At 42.4% G+C, this 17,341-nt stretch carries 12 protein-coding genes and 1 pseudogene; all 13 read right to left on the reverse strand.

What is annotated here, in order from left to right; translation table 11 throughout:
- Positions 1 to 11: 11 nt before the first annotated feature.
- On the reverse strand, positions 12 to 2,399 hold the full coding sequence (locus HT698_RS07705) for an AAA family ATPase (RefSeq protein ID WP_173213937.1): 2,388 nt from the start codon (positions 2,397 to 2,399) through the stop codon (positions 12 to 14).
- A gap of 22 nt (positions 2,400 to 2,421) precedes the next feature.
- Positions 2,422 to 3,495: a 5-(carboxyamino)imidazole ribonucleotide synthase gene (gene purK / locus HT698_RS07710; protein ID WP_173218997.1), complete on the reverse strand. Its 1,074-nt coding sequence runs from the start codon at positions 3,493 to 3,495 to the stop codon at positions 2,422 to 2,424.
- Complete coding sequence (gene purE / locus HT698_RS07715; protein ID WP_038806534.1) at positions 3,482 to 3,970, reverse strand: 5-(carboxyamino)imidazole ribonucleotide mutase; 489 nt, start codon at positions 3,968 to 3,970, stop codon at positions 3,482 to 3,484. The genes purK and purE overlap by 14 nt, the downstream gene beginning before the upstream one ends.
- Before the next feature lie 29 nt (positions 3,971 to 3,999).
- Positions 4,000 to 4,095: pseudogene (locus HT698_RS10360) on the reverse strand (phosphoribosylaminoimidazole carboxylase).
- Between the two features lie 252 nt (positions 4,096 to 4,347).
- Positions 4,348 to 5,613, reverse strand: coding sequence for a phosphoribosylamine--glycine ligase (purD, locus tag HT698_RS07720; RefSeq protein WP_173219000.1), 1,266 nt, complete (start codon positions 5,611 to 5,613; stop codon positions 4,348 to 4,350).
- A 121-nt stretch (positions 5,614 to 5,734) separates the two neighbouring features.
- Positions 5,735 to 7,282 (reverse strand): bifunctional phosphoribosylaminoimidazolecarboxamide formyltransferase/IMP cyclohydrolase, encoded by a 1,548-nt coding sequence (gene purH, locus HT698_RS07725; RefSeq protein ID WP_173219004.1) that lies wholly within the window; start codon positions 7,280 to 7,282, stop codon positions 5,735 to 5,737.
- 1 nt (position 7,283) lies between these two features.
- On the reverse strand, positions 7,284 to 7,985 hold the full coding sequence (locus HT698_RS07730; protein WP_001045459.1) for a hypothetical protein: 702 nt from the start codon (positions 7,983 to 7,985) through the stop codon (positions 7,284 to 7,286).
- Positions 7,982 to 8,548, reverse strand: coding sequence for a phosphoribosylglycinamide formyltransferase (purN, locus tag HT698_RS07735; RefSeq protein ID WP_173219006.1), 567 nt, complete (start codon positions 8,546 to 8,548; stop codon positions 7,982 to 7,984). Before purN ends, HT698_RS07730 begins: the two co-directional genes overlap by 4 nt.
- Entirely contained in the window at positions 8,545 to 9,567 is a 1,023-nt protein-coding gene (gene purM, locus HT698_RS07740; RefSeq protein WP_173219009.1) for a phosphoribosylformylglycinamidine cyclo-ligase, read from the reverse strand. The genes purN and purM overlap by 4 nt, the downstream gene beginning before the upstream one ends.
- A 223-nt stretch (positions 9,568 to 9,790) precedes the next feature.
- A complete protein-coding gene (purF, locus tag HT698_RS07745) occupies positions 9,791 to 11,233 on the reverse strand; it encodes an amidophosphoribosyltransferase (RefSeq protein WP_173219013.1) in 1,443 nt (480 codons plus the stop codon).
- 93 nt (positions 11,234 to 11,326) lie between these two features.
- Positions 11,327 to 15,052: a phosphoribosylformylglycinamidine synthase gene (locus HT698_RS07750; RefSeq protein ID WP_173219016.1), complete on the reverse strand. Its 3,726-nt coding sequence runs from the start codon at positions 15,050 to 15,052 to the stop codon at positions 11,327 to 11,329.
- A gap of 56 nt (positions 15,053 to 15,108) precedes the next feature.
- The gene (purC, locus tag HT698_RS07755; RefSeq protein ID WP_173219019.1) at positions 15,109 to 15,816 is read right to left on the reverse strand and encodes a phosphoribosylaminoimidazolesuccinocarboxamide synthase; all 708 of its coding nucleotides are present in this window, start codon (positions 15,814 to 15,816) and stop codon (positions 15,109 to 15,111) included.
- A 169-nt stretch (positions 15,817 to 15,985) separates the two neighbouring features.
- Positions 15,986 to 17,335, reverse strand: coding sequence for a competence pheromone export protein ComB (gene comB / locus HT698_RS07760; protein WP_173219022.1), 1,350 nt, complete (start codon positions 17,333 to 17,335; stop codon positions 15,986 to 15,988).
- Between the last annotated feature and the right edge of the window lie 6 nt (positions 17,336 to 17,341).

The following is a 17,341-nucleotide window of genomic DNA, read 5'->3' on the forward strand; positions in this document are numbered from 1 at the left end:
GTATGATTCTCTTATTCTAAAATCTCACACTTCCATTGTTCAAGTCTATTTTCCGCATTTGATACACCCTCTAAATGTTTTAAAACATGTAAATCATCTAAAAGATAAAGTAAAACTAGTAAATCTCTAGCTGTTTTTTTTCGTTCTTCATCAGAAATGGTATCAAAGAAATCAATACTCAAAGTTTTAACCGGATCCTTAAAATGACTTTCACCGTTTAAAACCAGTCTATACATAAGATTCTCAAAATAAGTTCTGTATTCTTTATCAATTTTTTCAACAATTAAAGGATCTGTTGTTAGCTCGGCAATTCCCTTCTTATAATTAAAACTACCATAGGCTTCTAAAATTTTTCTCATTGCATTCCCAACAAAACTTTCCGAAGTAGGTGTACTATTTCCCAATGCATAACCGAAGACTATTTCAAGTAGTTCTGTATAATCGTGAGTACTAGTTTTGAATTCTTGTAATTTACCAGAAACCAATTCTAACTTCTTGTATTTAGATTTTTGTCCACCTTCCTCTTCTTTACAGGATTCCATTATCTCTTTCAAAAAGATATCAAAGTCATATATTGTTTGTTTATCATGGGTCATTAGTAAAACTCTAGTATTACTATTCCCCTTAAAAAATCTAGTTAAACAGTATTTTAAATACGAGGTTATTCCAACTTTATTTTCCATATCAAAACTAGAAATTGGATCGTCAATAACAATAAAATATTCATGACTATAAGCATCTGCTAACTCTCTCTGTTGAATTATCTCAGTAAAGAAATAACATAATGCCAGCGCATTTCGTTCCCCTACGGAAACCCTACTGGGGACCACAGACTTACCTCTTGATAACAGATAGTATTTTCCGTTTTGATTCTGTATAGCTAACCGATTTTTTGAAAAAAATATGTAATTTAAACTTTTATTAATTTCATCAACTGCAATATCTATATTAAGTTTCTTGTCTTCTAAATCAGAAATCTGCTTCTCATAATCCTTTACTCGTTTACTACTGCTATTATAATTATTTTCACAAATTGCTTTTTTATTTGTTTTCTCTTGAAACTTTTTGTATGCATCTTGAATTTCATAAAAAGCTAATTCATTATTTATTTGAAGGAGATCTACTTTTAACTTTTGAATATCCGAGATTTCTGAATTATGTTTGATAATTGCTTGGTTAATTTTTTCAATATCATGCTCTGCTTGACTTAATTCTTGAGAAAAGCTTATATTAGGTAACTCAACTATATTATATGGATTATCAATCTTCTTATCGATTATTGAGTTAATTTCGTTAAATTTAGCATTCAAAGCATTAATACTATTTTGATAAGACTGAATTAATATTGGATCTATCTGTTCATAACCAGAAAAATCTTGATTAATCTCATCAATTTTTTTACCTCTCAATGCGGATTGGTGTTCTTCGACTGCTCTTGATAGTAGTTTAGTTATGCCATTCGTGAGTTCAACTTTAACATCTTCTGATACTGATTGAGTACAAAAAGGACATTTTTTTTGATGTTCATCTTCAAAGAAATCTTTAACTTCTCTCAAATGACGTTCACCTTTTGTGGAATCAGATAATAATGTCAGTAAATACTTATCCCTAGAATTCAACTCAGGTTCTTCGATTTTTTCAGACAATAAAGTTGATAATTCATTGCTATCAAAATTAATATCAGGTAAAGATAGTTCATTATTTATAGTAACTGCGGAATCTCTTATTGAAAAATATCTAGCTTTTTTATTGTTGAATTCAACCTCTAACTCATTTTTATCTAAGATTGGTTGTAAATCAACAAAATTTTGAAAGGTATTATTATGAACGGGAGATGCAGCTCGATTTCCTTTTATCTCCCTATCTCTTTCGGCCCAGTTGCCTACTCCTTTCAAAGAATCTGTCATTTCCTTTTTCCAAAAGTCTGGAGATTTTTCATTTTTTTCATCTAAATATTCTTCATATTCAGCATAATAATCTTGAGATTCAATTTGTGATTCTGATAACTGCGTTCTTAATCTATCCAGTTCCTCATCGATATCAACCTGTTCACCTAAAATTACAATTGTATCTAACCCTTCTTGAGCAATTTTGACTTTCTGATCAACATAGTGTTCATTGAAAACAAATATCGATTTTCGTTCAGTATCACTAAGTACAATATTATTATTATTTTTATCAATAAATGATACTCTATCTGTTCCAAACTCACCATTTTTTAATTGATTTATTCCTCGAGCAATGGTACTTTTCCCTGAACCATTCCTTCCAAACAATAAACTTGCCCTATCGTTTTGTACTGGATTTGTTCCCTCAAAATTTCCTTCAAAGAGTTCTAATTTTGTTTCATCTTCAAAAATACCTGATTTTATATTAATTCCTTTAATTTTTTCAAACATTTTTTCTTTAGACCCCTCTCCCCTAAAACTCTCCCACACTATCTGGTTCATCACTAAATAAAGTCACATGTCCCATCTTGCGGTTGTGCTTCGCTTCTATTTTACCATACATGTGGAGGTGGGCGCTTGGATTTTCTGTGACATATTTTTCAGCAGCTTCGACATGCTGGCCGAGGACATTGAGCATGACGGCTGGAGCATGCAGTTTGATAGCTGGCAATGGTGCCCCCAGAACACCCAGAATATGGGCATCAAACTGGGAGAAGTCGCAAGCTTCAATAGAGTAGTGCCCAGAGTTGTGTGGTCGTGGGGCAATCTCGTTGACAATGATATCATCAGCTGTCGCAAACATTTCCACGCAAAGGGTTCCAGACAAGTTGAGTTGCTCAGCGATTCTCACTGCCATAGCTTTGGCTTTCTCGGCTAAACTTTCAGAAATGCGAGCAGGCACAATAGTTTTTGAAAGGATATTGTTTCGGTGGATATTTTCCTGAACTGGGAAAACCGTCACGTCCTTGCCATTTCCTGATACAATGACAGAAATTTCAAGGTCAAAATTGACAAATTCTTCCAAAACACAGTCTGCTGAATCGGCTAGTGCATTGGCTTCTTCCAAGTCTTCTGCCGAGCGAATGACCTTTTGTCCATGGCCATCATAACCACCTGTTGCCGTCTTGAGGACATAGTTTTTCGACAGGTCGATATCTGCCAAGTCTTGGCTAGAAGTCACAACCTTGTAAGGTGCTACAGTGACTTGAGCCTTGTTTGAGAGGAAGTCTTTCTCAAAGATCCGGTTTTGGGAGATGCGAAGCAGGTCGGTCCCTTGAGGGAGTTGCCCATCCTTGATAACAGCATCAAGACCGTCAGCATCTACATTCTCAAATTCATAAGTCAGGACATCGCAACGCTCAGCTAGCTGACGAAGGGCATCCACATCGTTATAAGGCGCCACAATGATTTCCGCCACACGAGAGGCTGGGCAATCCGCAGCAGGATCCAGCGCAATGACCTTGTGCCCCATATAGATAGTTGAGATCGCCATCATCTGACCCAGCTGACCGCCACCGATAATTCCGATTGTTTTAGATGAGCTCATTGGTAGACTCCTCTGCGATTTTTCCTTGTTCTTCTGCAAAATCTGCCAAAGCTGTCGCGATAGCTTGATCCTCTACTGAAAGAAGACGGAGGGCGAAGAGAGCCGCATTTGTCGCACCAGCTTCACCGATAGCCATTGTCGCAACAGGTACGCCACCCGGCATCTGAACGATAGAATAGAGTGAATCCACTCCACTAAGAGCACGAGATTTGACTGGCACACCAATGACTGGAAGGGTTGTTTTAGCAGCGACCATACCTGGCAAATGGGCTGCACCTCCAGCACCTGCGATGATAACCTTGATGCCACGACTACGAGCTTCTTCGGCATGTTGGAACATGAGGTCTGGTGTACGGTGGGCAGAGACAACTTTCTTTTCGTAGGCTACACCGAAGCGGTCTAAGACTTCTGCTGTTTTTTGCATGGTTGCCCAATCGGATTTTGAGCCCATGATAATGGAAATTACGGGTTTCATTTCTTCTCCTTTTTCCTGTTTTTCAACAATCACCTTAGGTTGTGAGGGACGGCAGCAGCCATCAAAGGTGTCTCATGCCTAAATTGGAAGCCCAAGGTCTTCTAATTTCCCTGAACGGCGGCGATTGTTCTATATTAGCTCGCTAACGCTCGCAAACCATACGGTCATTAACGTATTTTGTGAATTTTTATTTTTCTTTTTGATAATCGTCTAATGTAGTGCGGACGTAAGCGACCGCCTAGGGCGTTCCATTACTAAAACTGGAGCCTAGGTCTCCAGTTTTCCGCTCCTAGTAGCAAAGCTACTAGGAGTTCCACTACTGCGACGATTATTCTATTTTGGCTCGCTTTCGCTCGCCATAACAAAGTTAGTATCTGTTAATCTTTTATCGCCTTGCTTCCGATATCTGTTCGGTAGAAGAGGCCTTCTGTTTTTTGTTGGGTGAGTTCTTGGTAGATGGTATCTTGAGCCTCTTTGACGGTATCTGCTGTGTTAACGAGCATATAGACACGTCCACCGTTTGATAGCAGTGCTCTGCTATTTGCCGCAAACTTAGCACCTGCATAGTAGGTGATAATGCCGCCATTGGTTTTTGCTGGCAATGCAACACCCTTTTCATATTCTAGCGGGTAACCCTTGGATGCGACAACCACACCCAGAGTCACACCCTTATCCGTCCAGGTGATGTTTGGCTCCTTGCTATCCAGAATATCTGTAATATTTTGTGCAAAGTCAGATGTCAAACGAGGCAAGATAATCTGTGTTTCAGGATCTCCAAAGCGAGCATTGAACTCGATGACTTTAGGACCTTCTGCTGTCAGGATAAGCCCTGCGTAGAGGATGCCAAGATACGGACGGCCTTCTTTGATCATCCCTTCAAGAACTGGCTTGACAATAGTCTCAACCGCTGTGTCAACTACACTCTGTGGCAAGTGTGGAACTGGCGCATAGGCACCCATACCACCCGTGTTAGGCCCTTTGTCACCATCATAGGCACGTTTGTGGTCTTGCGCTGTCGGCATGATATAGAACTTGTCGCCATTGACAAAGACAAAGAGTGAAAATTCCTCTCCTTCAAGGAATTCCTCAATAACTACACGCGCACCTGAGTCACCAAATTTATTGTCCAAAAGCATCTCGTGAGCTGCTTCGACCGCTTGCTCGACTGTCTCCGCAACGACGACACCTTTCCCAAGCGCCAAGCCATCCGCCTTGACCACGATAGGCGCACCCTGTTTTTCGATATAGACCTTGGCTTCCTCAAAATCCGAGAATGTGCCATAGGCTGCTGTCGGAACGCCATATTTGACCATGATTTCCTTGGCAAAATCCTTGGACCACTCCAGCTCCGCTGCCAATCTTGTCGGACCAAAGGCTTTGAGACCCGCTGCATGGAAATCATCCACGATACCAGCCGCAAGGGCGTCATCTGGCCCGATAAAGGTCCAAGCAATATAGTTGGTTTTTGCAAACTCAATCAATTTAGAATGTTCGGAAATGGAGATATTTACCAACTCCAAACCATCCAGAGTCATCCCATCATTCCCAGGAGCTACAAATACTTTTTCAACGTCTTTTGACTCAAGTAACTTCTTAGCAATCGCATGTTCACGACCACCTGAACCTACAACTAACAGCTTCATCTCACAACCTCTTTTGCGAATTATTTAATAACATTATACCATAAACGTTCGTTTTAATCTTATTTCACTCCGCATTTTTACGCAAAAAAGGAAAGAAACTGTTTTCTTCCCTTTCGTTTTCTTAATGTCTAAAATGTCTCACTCCTGTGAAGACCATGGTCAAGCCATATTTATCCGCAGCTTCGATAGACTCTTGGTCACGGACTGAGCCACCGGGCTGGATGATGGCCTTGATCCCTGCTTTGGCGATTTCTTCCACATTATCCGCAAATGGGAAGAAGGCATCCGAAGCAAGCACAGCGCCGTCAAGGCGGTCTTTGGCTTGGTCAACGGCAATACGAACAGAGGCCACACGATTAGTTTGACCTGGACCAACACCCAGTGTCATGTGGTCATTGGTTACAATGATTCCGTTTGATTTGACATACTTGATAGCCTTCCAAGCAAACTCAAGAGCTGTCGCTTCTGTCTCAGTTGGCTGACGTTTGGTCACCACTTGCCAATCAGCTGGGCTTTCTTTCACTACGTCTTGATTTTGCACCAGAAGTCCACCAACTACACCTGTGTATTCTGCTTCCACTTCACTGGCCTCTTGAGCATCAAATGGCAAGGCAAGGATACGCAAGTTTTTCTTTTTGTTGGTCAAAATGGCTAGCGCTTCATCCGTATAGCTTGGTGCAATGATGATTTCAAGGAAAACGCCGTGCATCTTCTCAGCTGTCGCAGCATCCACCTCACGGTTGAGAACGACAATCCCACCAAAGATAGACACTGGGTCAGACTCATAAGCGTAGTCCCAAGCAGTCTCGATGTCATCAGCTTGACCAATCCCACATGGGTTCATGTGTTTGAGAGCTACAACCGTTGGGCGTTCTTTGAAATCGCGAATAATACGAATGGCAGCGTCAGCATCGCGGATATTGTTAAATGACAATTCTTTCCCGTTGAGCTGTTTCGCTGAAGCAATCGAATAGTCTGTTGGCAAAGCTTTTTGGTAGAAATCCGCATCTTGTTGAGGATTCTCACCGTAACGCATAGCTTGTTTGAGGTCATAGGTCAAAGTGAGCTTTTCAGGTTTGCTTTCTCCGACTTGAGCTGTGAAATACTCTGCAATCAAGGCGTCATAAGCCGCTGTGTGACGGAAAACTTTGGCTGCCAAACGTTGACGCGTTTCGTAAGTCGTTTCACCATTGGCTGACAACTCGTCCAAAACCACTGTATAGTCAGCAGGGTCTACCACAACCGTCACGCTGGCATGATTCTTCGCTGCCGAGCGAAGCATAGATGGCCCACCGATATCGATGTTCTCAACCGCATCAGCGTACCTCACGTCTGGTTTGAGGATCGTTTCCTTGAAAGGATAAAGGTTGACCACTACAAGGTCGATAAGCTCAATTTGGTTCTCCTTGGCCGCTTCCAAGTGGCTATCCAAATCACGACGGGCGAGGAGCCCACCGTGGATATTTGGATGAAGGGTCTTAACACGGCCATCCATCATCTCTGGGAAGCCCGTCACATCATCGATCGCAATAGTCTCCACCCCAGCATTGTCAAGGGCAACCTTTGTCCCACCTGTCGAGATAATATCCCAACCAAGTTTTTTGAGTTCTTGGGTAAATTCAACAATGCCCGCTTTATCTGAGACGCTGATTAAGGCGCGTTTAGTCATGTTAGTTATCTTCCTTTTCTAATATCATATACTTCACTTCGTATAAAATATCTGTTAAATACACTTCTTTTGAAGCCTTTCCAAATACAGGATATTTAATAATTTTTTTAATCCCACTATCTATAAGTTTGATTAAAATTACCATTATAGCTACAATAATAATTATATTTCCAAACGTTTCGCCAGAAATGTTTGTTTTATCTTCAACGAATAATCTATTTAAAGCCAGAGTAATAGTTGCTGTTACCAAAACTTTCCCAATAGTACCTATAGCTTTAACTATATTTTCATATTTTTGTAGCTGACTATTTCTTTTCTCGCTTAAATCATTAACCAACATATCAGCGACTTCTTTAGCATTATCTCCGTAAAGATATTTCAATCTATACTTGACTTTATCACATAATTTGGTAAATTTACTAGGCACCCCAACTGAAACTTCATCAAATTTTATAGTATAAAATAAAACTAATACTGTAAAAATTATGGTAAGAAAAATAAGAATATTCCTCAAACAAACAAATTTAGGGAAAAATTGGAATACAATTGCAGCTCCTATGATAAACAGTATCCATAAGATAAAGTATATCATCAACCTTTGTCTCTCTTTCCGTATTTCAGGATAAAATTGTTTTTCATATTCATTAAAGGATGCTTCAAATTCTTTTATATTTTTCAACAAATCATCAACTACTTTATTCATAAAATTCTCTTATTTATCCTTTCCACTCCCAAACTATCCAGCACCTCTGGATACAACTTATACTCTGCTTCATGAATCCGTTCTTCAAAACTGTCAATGGTATCATCAGCTAACCGTGGCACACGGACTTGTTTGATAACCTTGCCTGTATCCACACCTGAATCCACCCAGTGAATGGTCACGCCGCTCTCAGCAACGTCAGCATTCCAAGCATCCTCAATCCCATGAGCTCCTGGAAATTCTGGCAAGTAGGCTGGATGAATGTTGATAATCCGACCTTCATAAGCCGCCAATAAGGTTGGCCCAACGATTTTCATGTAGCCTGCTAGGCAAATCAAGTCAATCTGGTGTTCTTCCAAGAGTTCGACAATAGCTGCTTCGTAGTCTGCCTTGCTTTCAAACTCCTTGAGTTCAAAAGCATAGGACAGAACGCCGAGCTGCTCTGCACGCTCAAGCACATAGGCGTCACGATGGTCTGAAAAGACAAACTCTACTGGAAATTCTTCGGCAATCACCTGAAAATTTGAGCCATTACCAGAGGCAAAAACCGCTATTTTTTTCATTTGATGATGACACTTTCGTTTTCTTTCTTGACGATACGACCAATTTCATAGACTGGTTCATCCAACAACTCCTTGACACGAATTACATTTTCAGGGCTAACTGCTAGCATAAGTCCCACACCCATATTGAAGATTTCAAACATTTCTTCGTGTTTAATCTGACCGTATTTTTCAAGGGCTTTGAAAATTGGAAGCACTGGAACTTTGCTTTCATCAATCTCAGCAGCCAAGTCAGCTGCAAACATACGAGGGACATTCTCAATAAAGCCACCACCTGTGATGTGGGCAATGCCGTTGACCAACCCTTCCTTGATGAGTGGTAAGACAGCCTTGACATAGATACGAGTCGGCTCAAGAAGAACTTCCTTGAGTTGCTTGCCTTCCAATTCTGGCAAGATTTCCTCACCTGTGTAATCCGCAAAGACACGACGGACGAGAGAGTAACCATTGGAATGAATCCCACTTGAAGCAAGTCCGAGAAGAACATCTCCTTCTGCCACCTTTGAACCGTCAATGATTTGAGATTTTTCAGCCACACCAACCGCAAAACCAGCCAAGTCATAGTCATCTTCGCCGTACATGCCAGGCATTTCAGCCGTTTCCCCACCAATGAGGGCAGCACCTGCCTGCACACAACCTTCTGCCACACCAGCGACAACTTGTTCTAGCTTAGCTGGTTCATTCTTCCCTGTCGCTACGTAGTCAAGGAAATAGAGGGGCTCCGCACCCGCAGCGATGATATCATTGACACACATGGCTACACAGTCCTGACCGATGGTATCGTGCTTGTCGTACTTGATAGCCAGCATGAGCTTGGTTCCGACACCATCAGTTCCTGAAATCAAGACGGGTTCTTTGACACCTGTTTTTGAAAGGTCAAACATACCACCAAAGCCACCCAGAGCTCCCATGACACCTGCACGCTCCGTACGAGCCACGTGCTTTTTAATCCGTTCAACAACTTCATAACCCGCTTCAACATCCACACCAGATTGAGCGTACGCATTTTTATTTGCCATTTTATTTTTCCTTTTCTTTTTTTGGGGGAAAGATTGCGACGTATTTCTAGATAAACAATTATTTTATCTAAAAATACTAGTCAGGGCTCTAGCTTTGATCCTATAGGACAAAGCGTCTACTGACAAATACTTTAGCTTTTAGTCAGTAGTGAGACGTGAAGCATAAGCATTCTTATTTGTCATTCTATCTCCTCTTCCTTTCCTTTAATGGAGAATCTATTGTCTATTTGTAAAAACTGGTCTTTTCTTCCAAACTTCTACGATAGTCTTCCTCATAGTCGTAGAGAGGTGTTGGGTAGTCACCGTCAAAGTAAGCGACACAGAGACCACCATTTGGCGCATCTGTTTCAATACCAATTGAATCAATCAACCCCTCAACAGAAAGATAAGTCAGACTGTCCGCACCAATGATTTGGCGAGTTTCTTCGACCGTATGATTAGCCGCAATCAGCTCCTGACGTGTCTGGATATCAATCCCGTAGAAACATGGATAAGCTAGCGCTGGACTACCAATGGCAACGTGAACCTCAGTCGCACCCGCTTCTTTCAAGAGTTGAACGATCCGACGAGAGGTTGTTCCACGTACAATAGAGTCATCAATCATAACCACACGCTTGCCTTTTACAACGCCTGAAACAGCAGAGAGTTTCATCCGCACCCCTTGCTCCCGCAATTCTTGAGTCGGTTGGATAAAGGTACGTTGGGTGTATTGGTTCTTGATGAGCCCCATTTCATTTGGTAGCCCGGACTCTTCCGCAAATCCCATAGCCGCGCTGAGGGAAGAATTGGGCACACCGACCACGATATCCGCCTCATGCTTGAATTCACGCGCCAATTGGGCACCCATACGTTTACGAGCCGTATGGACATTGACACCATGAATGTTAGAATCAGGGCGGGCAAAATAGATATACTCCATAGAACAAATCGCCAACTGAGTATCATCTGTATAGTTGTCATACTGGATACCCTTGTCATCAATAATCACAATCTCACCTGGCTTCAAATCACGAATCCATTCAGCACCAATGACCTCAAAAGCACAAGTTTCAGAGGAAACAACCACCGCTCCGTTGGCCATTTTCCCGATAGAAAGCGGACGGAAACCATTGGGATCAAGAGCCGCAATCAACTTGTCTTCAAACAGCAAGATATAGGCAAAACCACCTTTAACTAGACTGAGCGCCTCCTTGATTTTGCCCATTAGATTAGGATTATGACTGCGACGAATGAGGTGAGCCAAGATTTCCGAGTCCGAAGTCGCGCTGAAAATCGCTCCTCTATCTTCCAATTCTTTCTTGAGAGAGGCCGCATTGGTCAGATTTCCATTATGAGCCAACCCAAACTGCATATCGTGAAAACGGAAGAGGAAGGGCTGGATGTTATCTACAGAAGCTTCGCCAGCAGTCGCATAACGCACATGCCCAATCGCACCAGTTCCTGTCAATTTATCTAAGTTAGCAGGATTTCTGAAGACTTCTGATAGAAGACCCATATCGCGATGTCGCTTTAGTTTCCCTTGATCATTGGAGAGGATTCCTGCCCCCTCCTGACCACGGTGTTGAAGACTGTGGAGACCAAAATAGGTCAATTTAGCAGCATCTGGATGTCCCCAGATACCGAAAACACCGCATTCTTCATTAAGAGATTTTACTTCGTATGTCATTTTTTATACCTAATTTTTATTTGTGTAGCACCAAGAGCTAAATCTACATGATTTTTACATTACTGCCACTATCTATTAGAAAATCTGTAAGTCTTATTTTCCAGTAAAGTATTTAACCGCTGACGCGAACAGGTGCTGGTCTTTATTTCCTGGGATGTTTTGGAAGAGACCGTCTTCATAACGTTCTGAGTGCCCCATCTTACCGATGATTTGGCCGTTCTTGCTGGTAATTCCTTCGATAGCATGGACAGAACCATTTGGATTGTACTTAGAGTCCATACTTGGTTTGCCGTCAAAGTCAACGTATTGGCTAAAGATTTGACCATTGTCACGGAGCTCCGCAAATTCTTCAGCCGTCACGACAAACTTCCCTTCACCGTGTGAAACAGGAATAGCGTGGATATCGCCTACTTGCACACCAGCTAACCATGGTGAGTTGGTATTGGCAATACGGGTTTCCACCATCTTGGCCACGTGTTGGTTGGCATCATTGTAGAAGAGGGTTGGGCTAGTACTGTTAGCATCCTCGAAATTCCCGTATGGAAGAAGACCTGATTTGACCAAAGCCTGGAATCCATTACAGATACCGATAATCAAGCCACCACGCGCGATAAAGCTATCAATAGCCACACGGACTTTTTCATTGAGCAGAATATTGACAATGAACTTGGCTGAACCATCTGGTTCATCCGCAGCTGAGAATCCACCGGCAAAGAAGAGAATGTTAGCCTTGCCGATGTTGTCAACCATAGTTTCAACTGACTTGACAATAGCCTCTTCATTCAAGGTCACAAATGGCATCAAGTTGACCTCTGCGCCTTCTTTTTCAAATGCCTTAGCTGAATCATACTCTGAGTTTGTTCCTGGGAAGACTGGGATATAGACCACAGGTTTTTCAACCTTTTCTTTTGCTTTAATCACAACATCTGATACCACAGCTGGTACTTCAGCTAGTTCTTTGGCTTGGGCAAACTCTGTTGGGTAAACTTTTTCCAGTTTTCCTTGGAAGGCACTGTCAAGCTTGTGTCCATCTAGCTTCACACCGTTGACAAGGAGTGTAAAGTCTGCACTTGTTTGACCGATTTTCTCTACTCCAGTGATTTCTTCAGGAGAGGTAAAGACAAATCCGCCCAATTGTGCTGTCAAAGAACTTTCAAGTTCAGGCAAGGTTACCTCTGCACCAATATGATTTCCAAAAGTAGCAAGAGCCAAACTTTCAACCACACCACCGTATTTGACAGCTGATGCAGATGTCACTTTATGAGCCTTTTGAAGGGCTTCAAACTGAGCAAAATTTGACTTAATCAAGTCAAAATCAATCTCTGCAGCAAGAGCTTGACCTGGGATGTAGTAGATGTTTTCCCCAGCAGTCTTGAACTCAGGAGAAAGTACCTTCCGGCTATCTGCCGTCGTCACCCCAAAAGCGACCAAGGTTGGCGGTACTGTCAATTCTTCAAAAGTACCAGACATGGAGTCCTTACCACCGATAGATGGCAAACCAAGCTGAATTTGTGCCTCGATAGAGCCTAGGAGAGCTGCTACTGGCTGACCAAAACGCTCAGCTTGTTTGTCCATGCGCTCGAAGTACTCTTGGTAAGAGAAGCGAGCCTTAGACCAGTTGGCACCAGCAGCAACCAAACGAGCAGTTGCTTCAATAACCGCATAAGCAGCACCGTGGTATGGAGACCATTCTGCAATATAAGGATTAAACCCTTGAGCCATGACAGACGCAGTATGAGTCACACCGTGTTGGACTGGCAATTTCTGTACAGATGCCTCAGTTGGTGTGAGTTGGTAGCGACCACCAAGTGGGTGATTAACCGTTGAACGACCGACCGAACAGTCAAAGATGGTCTGCAAGCCTTTTTGACTCGCATGGTTGAGGTCAGATAGAACCGCAAGGGTATCTGCTTCCAGTGTGTCAGCGCTTGTTGTACGCTCTTCTGGGAGTTTGACATCCTTGTCCACAACCTTTGCATCGACAACGACACGTACACCATTGGTATCAAGGAAACGACGCTCCAAGTCCACAATTGTCTCACCATTCCAGTGCATAACCAGATTTGGTTTTTCAGTGACTGTCGCAACCACAACAGCGTCAATATTCTCTTTGTTACATTCTTCAACAAAGGCATCTACGTCTTCAAGACGCACCACAACCGCCATCCGTTCTTGTGATTCAGAGATGGCAATTTCGGTACCATTCAAGCCCTGGTATTTAAGAGGCACCTTGTTAAGATCAATTTCAAGACCGTCTGCTAATTCACCGATAGCCACACAGACACCACCAGCACCAAAGTCATTAGATTTCTTGATAACACGAGTGACATTGCCATTACGAAAAAGGCGTTGAATCTTGCGTTCTTCGATAGCATTCCCTTTTTGAATCTCAGCACCAGCAGTCTCTACAGACTCAACCGTTTGAATTTTAGAAGAACCCGTCGCACCACCGACACCGTCACGCCCAGTCTTACCACCGAGGAGGATAATGACATCGCCCGCTTCCGGTTTTTCACGGACAACATTGCCCTTGGGAGCCGCACCAACAACGGCACCAAGTTCCATACGCTTAGCAACGAAACCTGGGTGGAAATATTCACGAACGTAGGTTGTTGCAAGCCCAATCTGGTTACCGTATGAAGAATAACCATGAGCCGCTGTTTTAGAAATGACTTGTTGTGGCAGTTTCCCAGCGCGAGTTTCTGAAATCGGTGCTGTAATATCACCAGCACCTGAGATCCGCATGGCTTGGTAAACATATGAACGTCCTGACAATGGGTCACGAATGGCTCCACCAATACAGGTAGCAGCCCCACCAAATGGCTCAATTTCCGTTGGGTGGTTGTGAGTTTCATTCTTGAACATTAGGAGCCATGGCTCTTTCACACCATCAACATCCACTTCGATTTCTACTGAGCAAGCATTGATTTCGTCTGACACTTCCATGTCGTCTAAACGTCCATTAGCACGCTCATAACGACCAAAAATAGTCGCCATATCCATCAAGGTTTGAGGTTTTTCAGAACGCCCCAACTCCTCACGCATGGCAATATACTTGTCATAGGTTGACTGCAATTGTTTTTGGAATTTAGAAGCTGAAAAGTCGATGTGTTTCAACTCTGTCTCAAAAGTCGTATGACGGCAGTGGTCAGACCAGTAAGTGTCCAAAACCTTGAGTTCTGTTTCCGTCGGCACGCGCCCGATTGACTTAAAGTAGTCTTGAATAAAGAGCAAATCATCCACTTCCATGGCCATCCCTTGTTTAGCCTTGTAGCGAGCAAAGTCTTCTGCTGTATAGCTTTCAAAGAAAGTCAATTTGGGAATAGTCTTGTCTGACGCAGAAAATTCCTGCTTGGCAATCCCTGTCGTGATATCCTTGAAACGAGAATCAACTGGATTAAGCAAGTAGTTTTTGACCGCTTCTAACTCAGTCGCATCAATATCTTTATTGACCAAATAAAGTTGGGCTGTATTAACTGTCACATCACTCGAACTTCCCAGCAAAAGCAAGGCTTCCTGTGAAGAAGCTGCACGTTGGTCAAATTGCCCAGGTAGGCTTTCAATAGCAAAGAAAGCATAGTTAGCCAGATCCGCCTGTACAGCAACTTCGTCCCAGACGTGGTCTGTCACCTGCTCAGAGAAGATGTGTTTCTCTGCAGGTGCAAACAAGTCCTCTGCCAAATCAAATACATCATAAACTTGCACAATGCGAATACTTTTCAAAGTTGACAGTCCCAAGTTATGCTGGAGTTCTCTCACCAAACTCTCTGACTTAACCTGAAAATCAGCCTTTTTTTCAACAAAAATACGTTTATCCATCAATCCTTATTCCTTTATTTCAGCTCTTGCAATGTTCCCAAACAGCCTTGAGGTTGTTATTTCAATTTCTGCAACTTTTCCCAGACAATCTCGTAAACATCTGTTAGTTCTCCCAATCCTCTACGGAAAACATCCTTATCCATGTGGTTGCCATCCGCATCCCACAAGCGACAGTTATCTGGTGAAAATTCATCTGCTAAGATAATCTTGCCATCCTTGTCAAAACCGAACTCTAGCTTAAAGTCAATCAACTTAAGCCCAATCTCAGCAAACCAGACCTTCAAGAGTTCATTGATTCGACGAGTTTCTTCCTTCAAGTAAGCGATTTGCTGGTCATCCGCAATCTGTAGGAATTTCACATGCTCGTCATTGATGAATGGATCATCCAAGTCATCATTTTTGTAATAAAACTCGACAATCGGAGTCTCCAAGGCGATTCCCTCATCCACACCAAAACGTTTTGAAAAGGAACCAGCAGTATAGTTGCGAAGCACGACTTCCAAAGGAATAATCTCAACCTTTTTATTGAGTTGTTCCGTATCTGAAAGTTTCTCCACAAAGTGAGTTGCCACACCAGCCGCATTTAATTTCTCAAAAATAAAAGATGAAATCTGATTATTCAATACTCCCTTGCCCGCAATCTGCTCCTTCTTAACACCATTGAAAGCAGTCGCCTGATCCTTGTAAGTTGAAATAATAAGATTTTCATCCTCAGTTGTATAGATATCTTTAGCTTTTCCCGAATAGATCAATTGTTTTGACATTTTAAAGTTCGCCTTTCGTATTACTTGAGCACATTCTACCATAAAAAACCTAAAATTACAAGAATTTAACCGAATAAATAACGTAGTAACCTCAAAAATCATAAAGAAAAAACTGCAAGAAGAATCTTTCTCACAGTTTTAAAATCATTTAACTCTAAAAACACGAACATTACTCTTTGTTCAAAAATTGATCCAAATAATAACGTAGGTAACTTTTCTTGCCCGTAATCATCTGCAAGCGACCTTCCACCCCGTACCGAAGTTTTTCAGCCTGCTCCGAAGTTAGATTAGTCTCCGCCTCGATTTTAAAGAAATTCCCTTTCTCGGTCTTAGTAGCTGTCGCATCAATACTTGTAATAGTAGAATCTAGGAAAAGTTGATTCTTAGCATCATGAGTCGTCGTATAGCGAACAGAATCACCGACCTTGATCCTTGCTACATCCTTTGAACTAAGATAGGCTGTGAGTTTAGCTTTCCCTTCTTTCTCCAAAGACGGATAGAGTTGGGCTAGTAGGGCACCTTCTGCTACCATGGTAGAATCACTGGTCTCAGGATTAAGATGAAGCACCCCATCCTCACTTGCCATAATTTTCCCCTTGTCTAAAAGATTTCCCTGAACTTTCTTACCTGACTCTGCCTCCAAGATTTTCTGGTCTAGAAGGGTCAATTCCTGACCAACCTTTGCCAAGTGTTGGGATTTAAGGGATTCCAATTGACTGCTTAAACCTGATGCATAGGCTTGCTGGGTACCTGAACCTGCATACTGAACACGGTAAGTAGCAAGACTGGATTCTAACTGAGAAAGCTGTGCTTCAACTTGCGCAACTGCTTGTGCCTTAGCTTGCGGATTTTCCTCACCCTGAGACTTATAGGACTGGTAGAGAGAGTAGGCTAGATTCTGACTGGCCAAGGAAGCGCCTGTTTCAATAGCTGACTTAGCTGTCTGGTAATCGCGAATTTTAGCCTCTGTTTGGCTGATGAGGTTGCCGATTTCGGCTTGAGTCTGACTAGCTGCTGCATTCTGGGATGCGATGGTCTCATTTTGTTGCGATGTACTAGCCCTAAGACTGCCTGCTTGACTGATGTAGTCGCGAAAGGTGGCTTGGTAGCCAAACTTATCCTCCTCTGGAAAGTGGTTCTCCCCTTCTTGCAAGCTCTTCTGCAAATACTTCAATTGCTTTTTTTGATCCTTGAGCATGTCCAACTGACTGGCATAGGCCTCCGCTTGGACACCCTCTGCCCCATCCTGATATTGAAGCAACAGTTCTCCCTTTTTAACCAGCTTATTTTCTTCCAGATGATTGACAAGAATACGATTGTTGCTAGTTGACTGGATATTTGCCAGGATACGACTAGGCTCAACAGTAGCTCTAGTAGACAAACTCATCTCCTTCTCTGCAAATGTTGCAAATCCAAGCAAAAACACAAGCAGAAGGGACATGGGGACAATCACCCGACTGGAAAAATTATGGTAACGACGATTATAAAACTCCGCACTTTCTAAAAATTCTGGTTTCATCCTCTC

Source organism: Streptococcus sp. 3109 (genome assembly GCF_013276905.1).
Lineage (GTDB): Bacteria > Bacillota > Bacilli > Lactobacillales > Streptococcaceae > Streptococcus.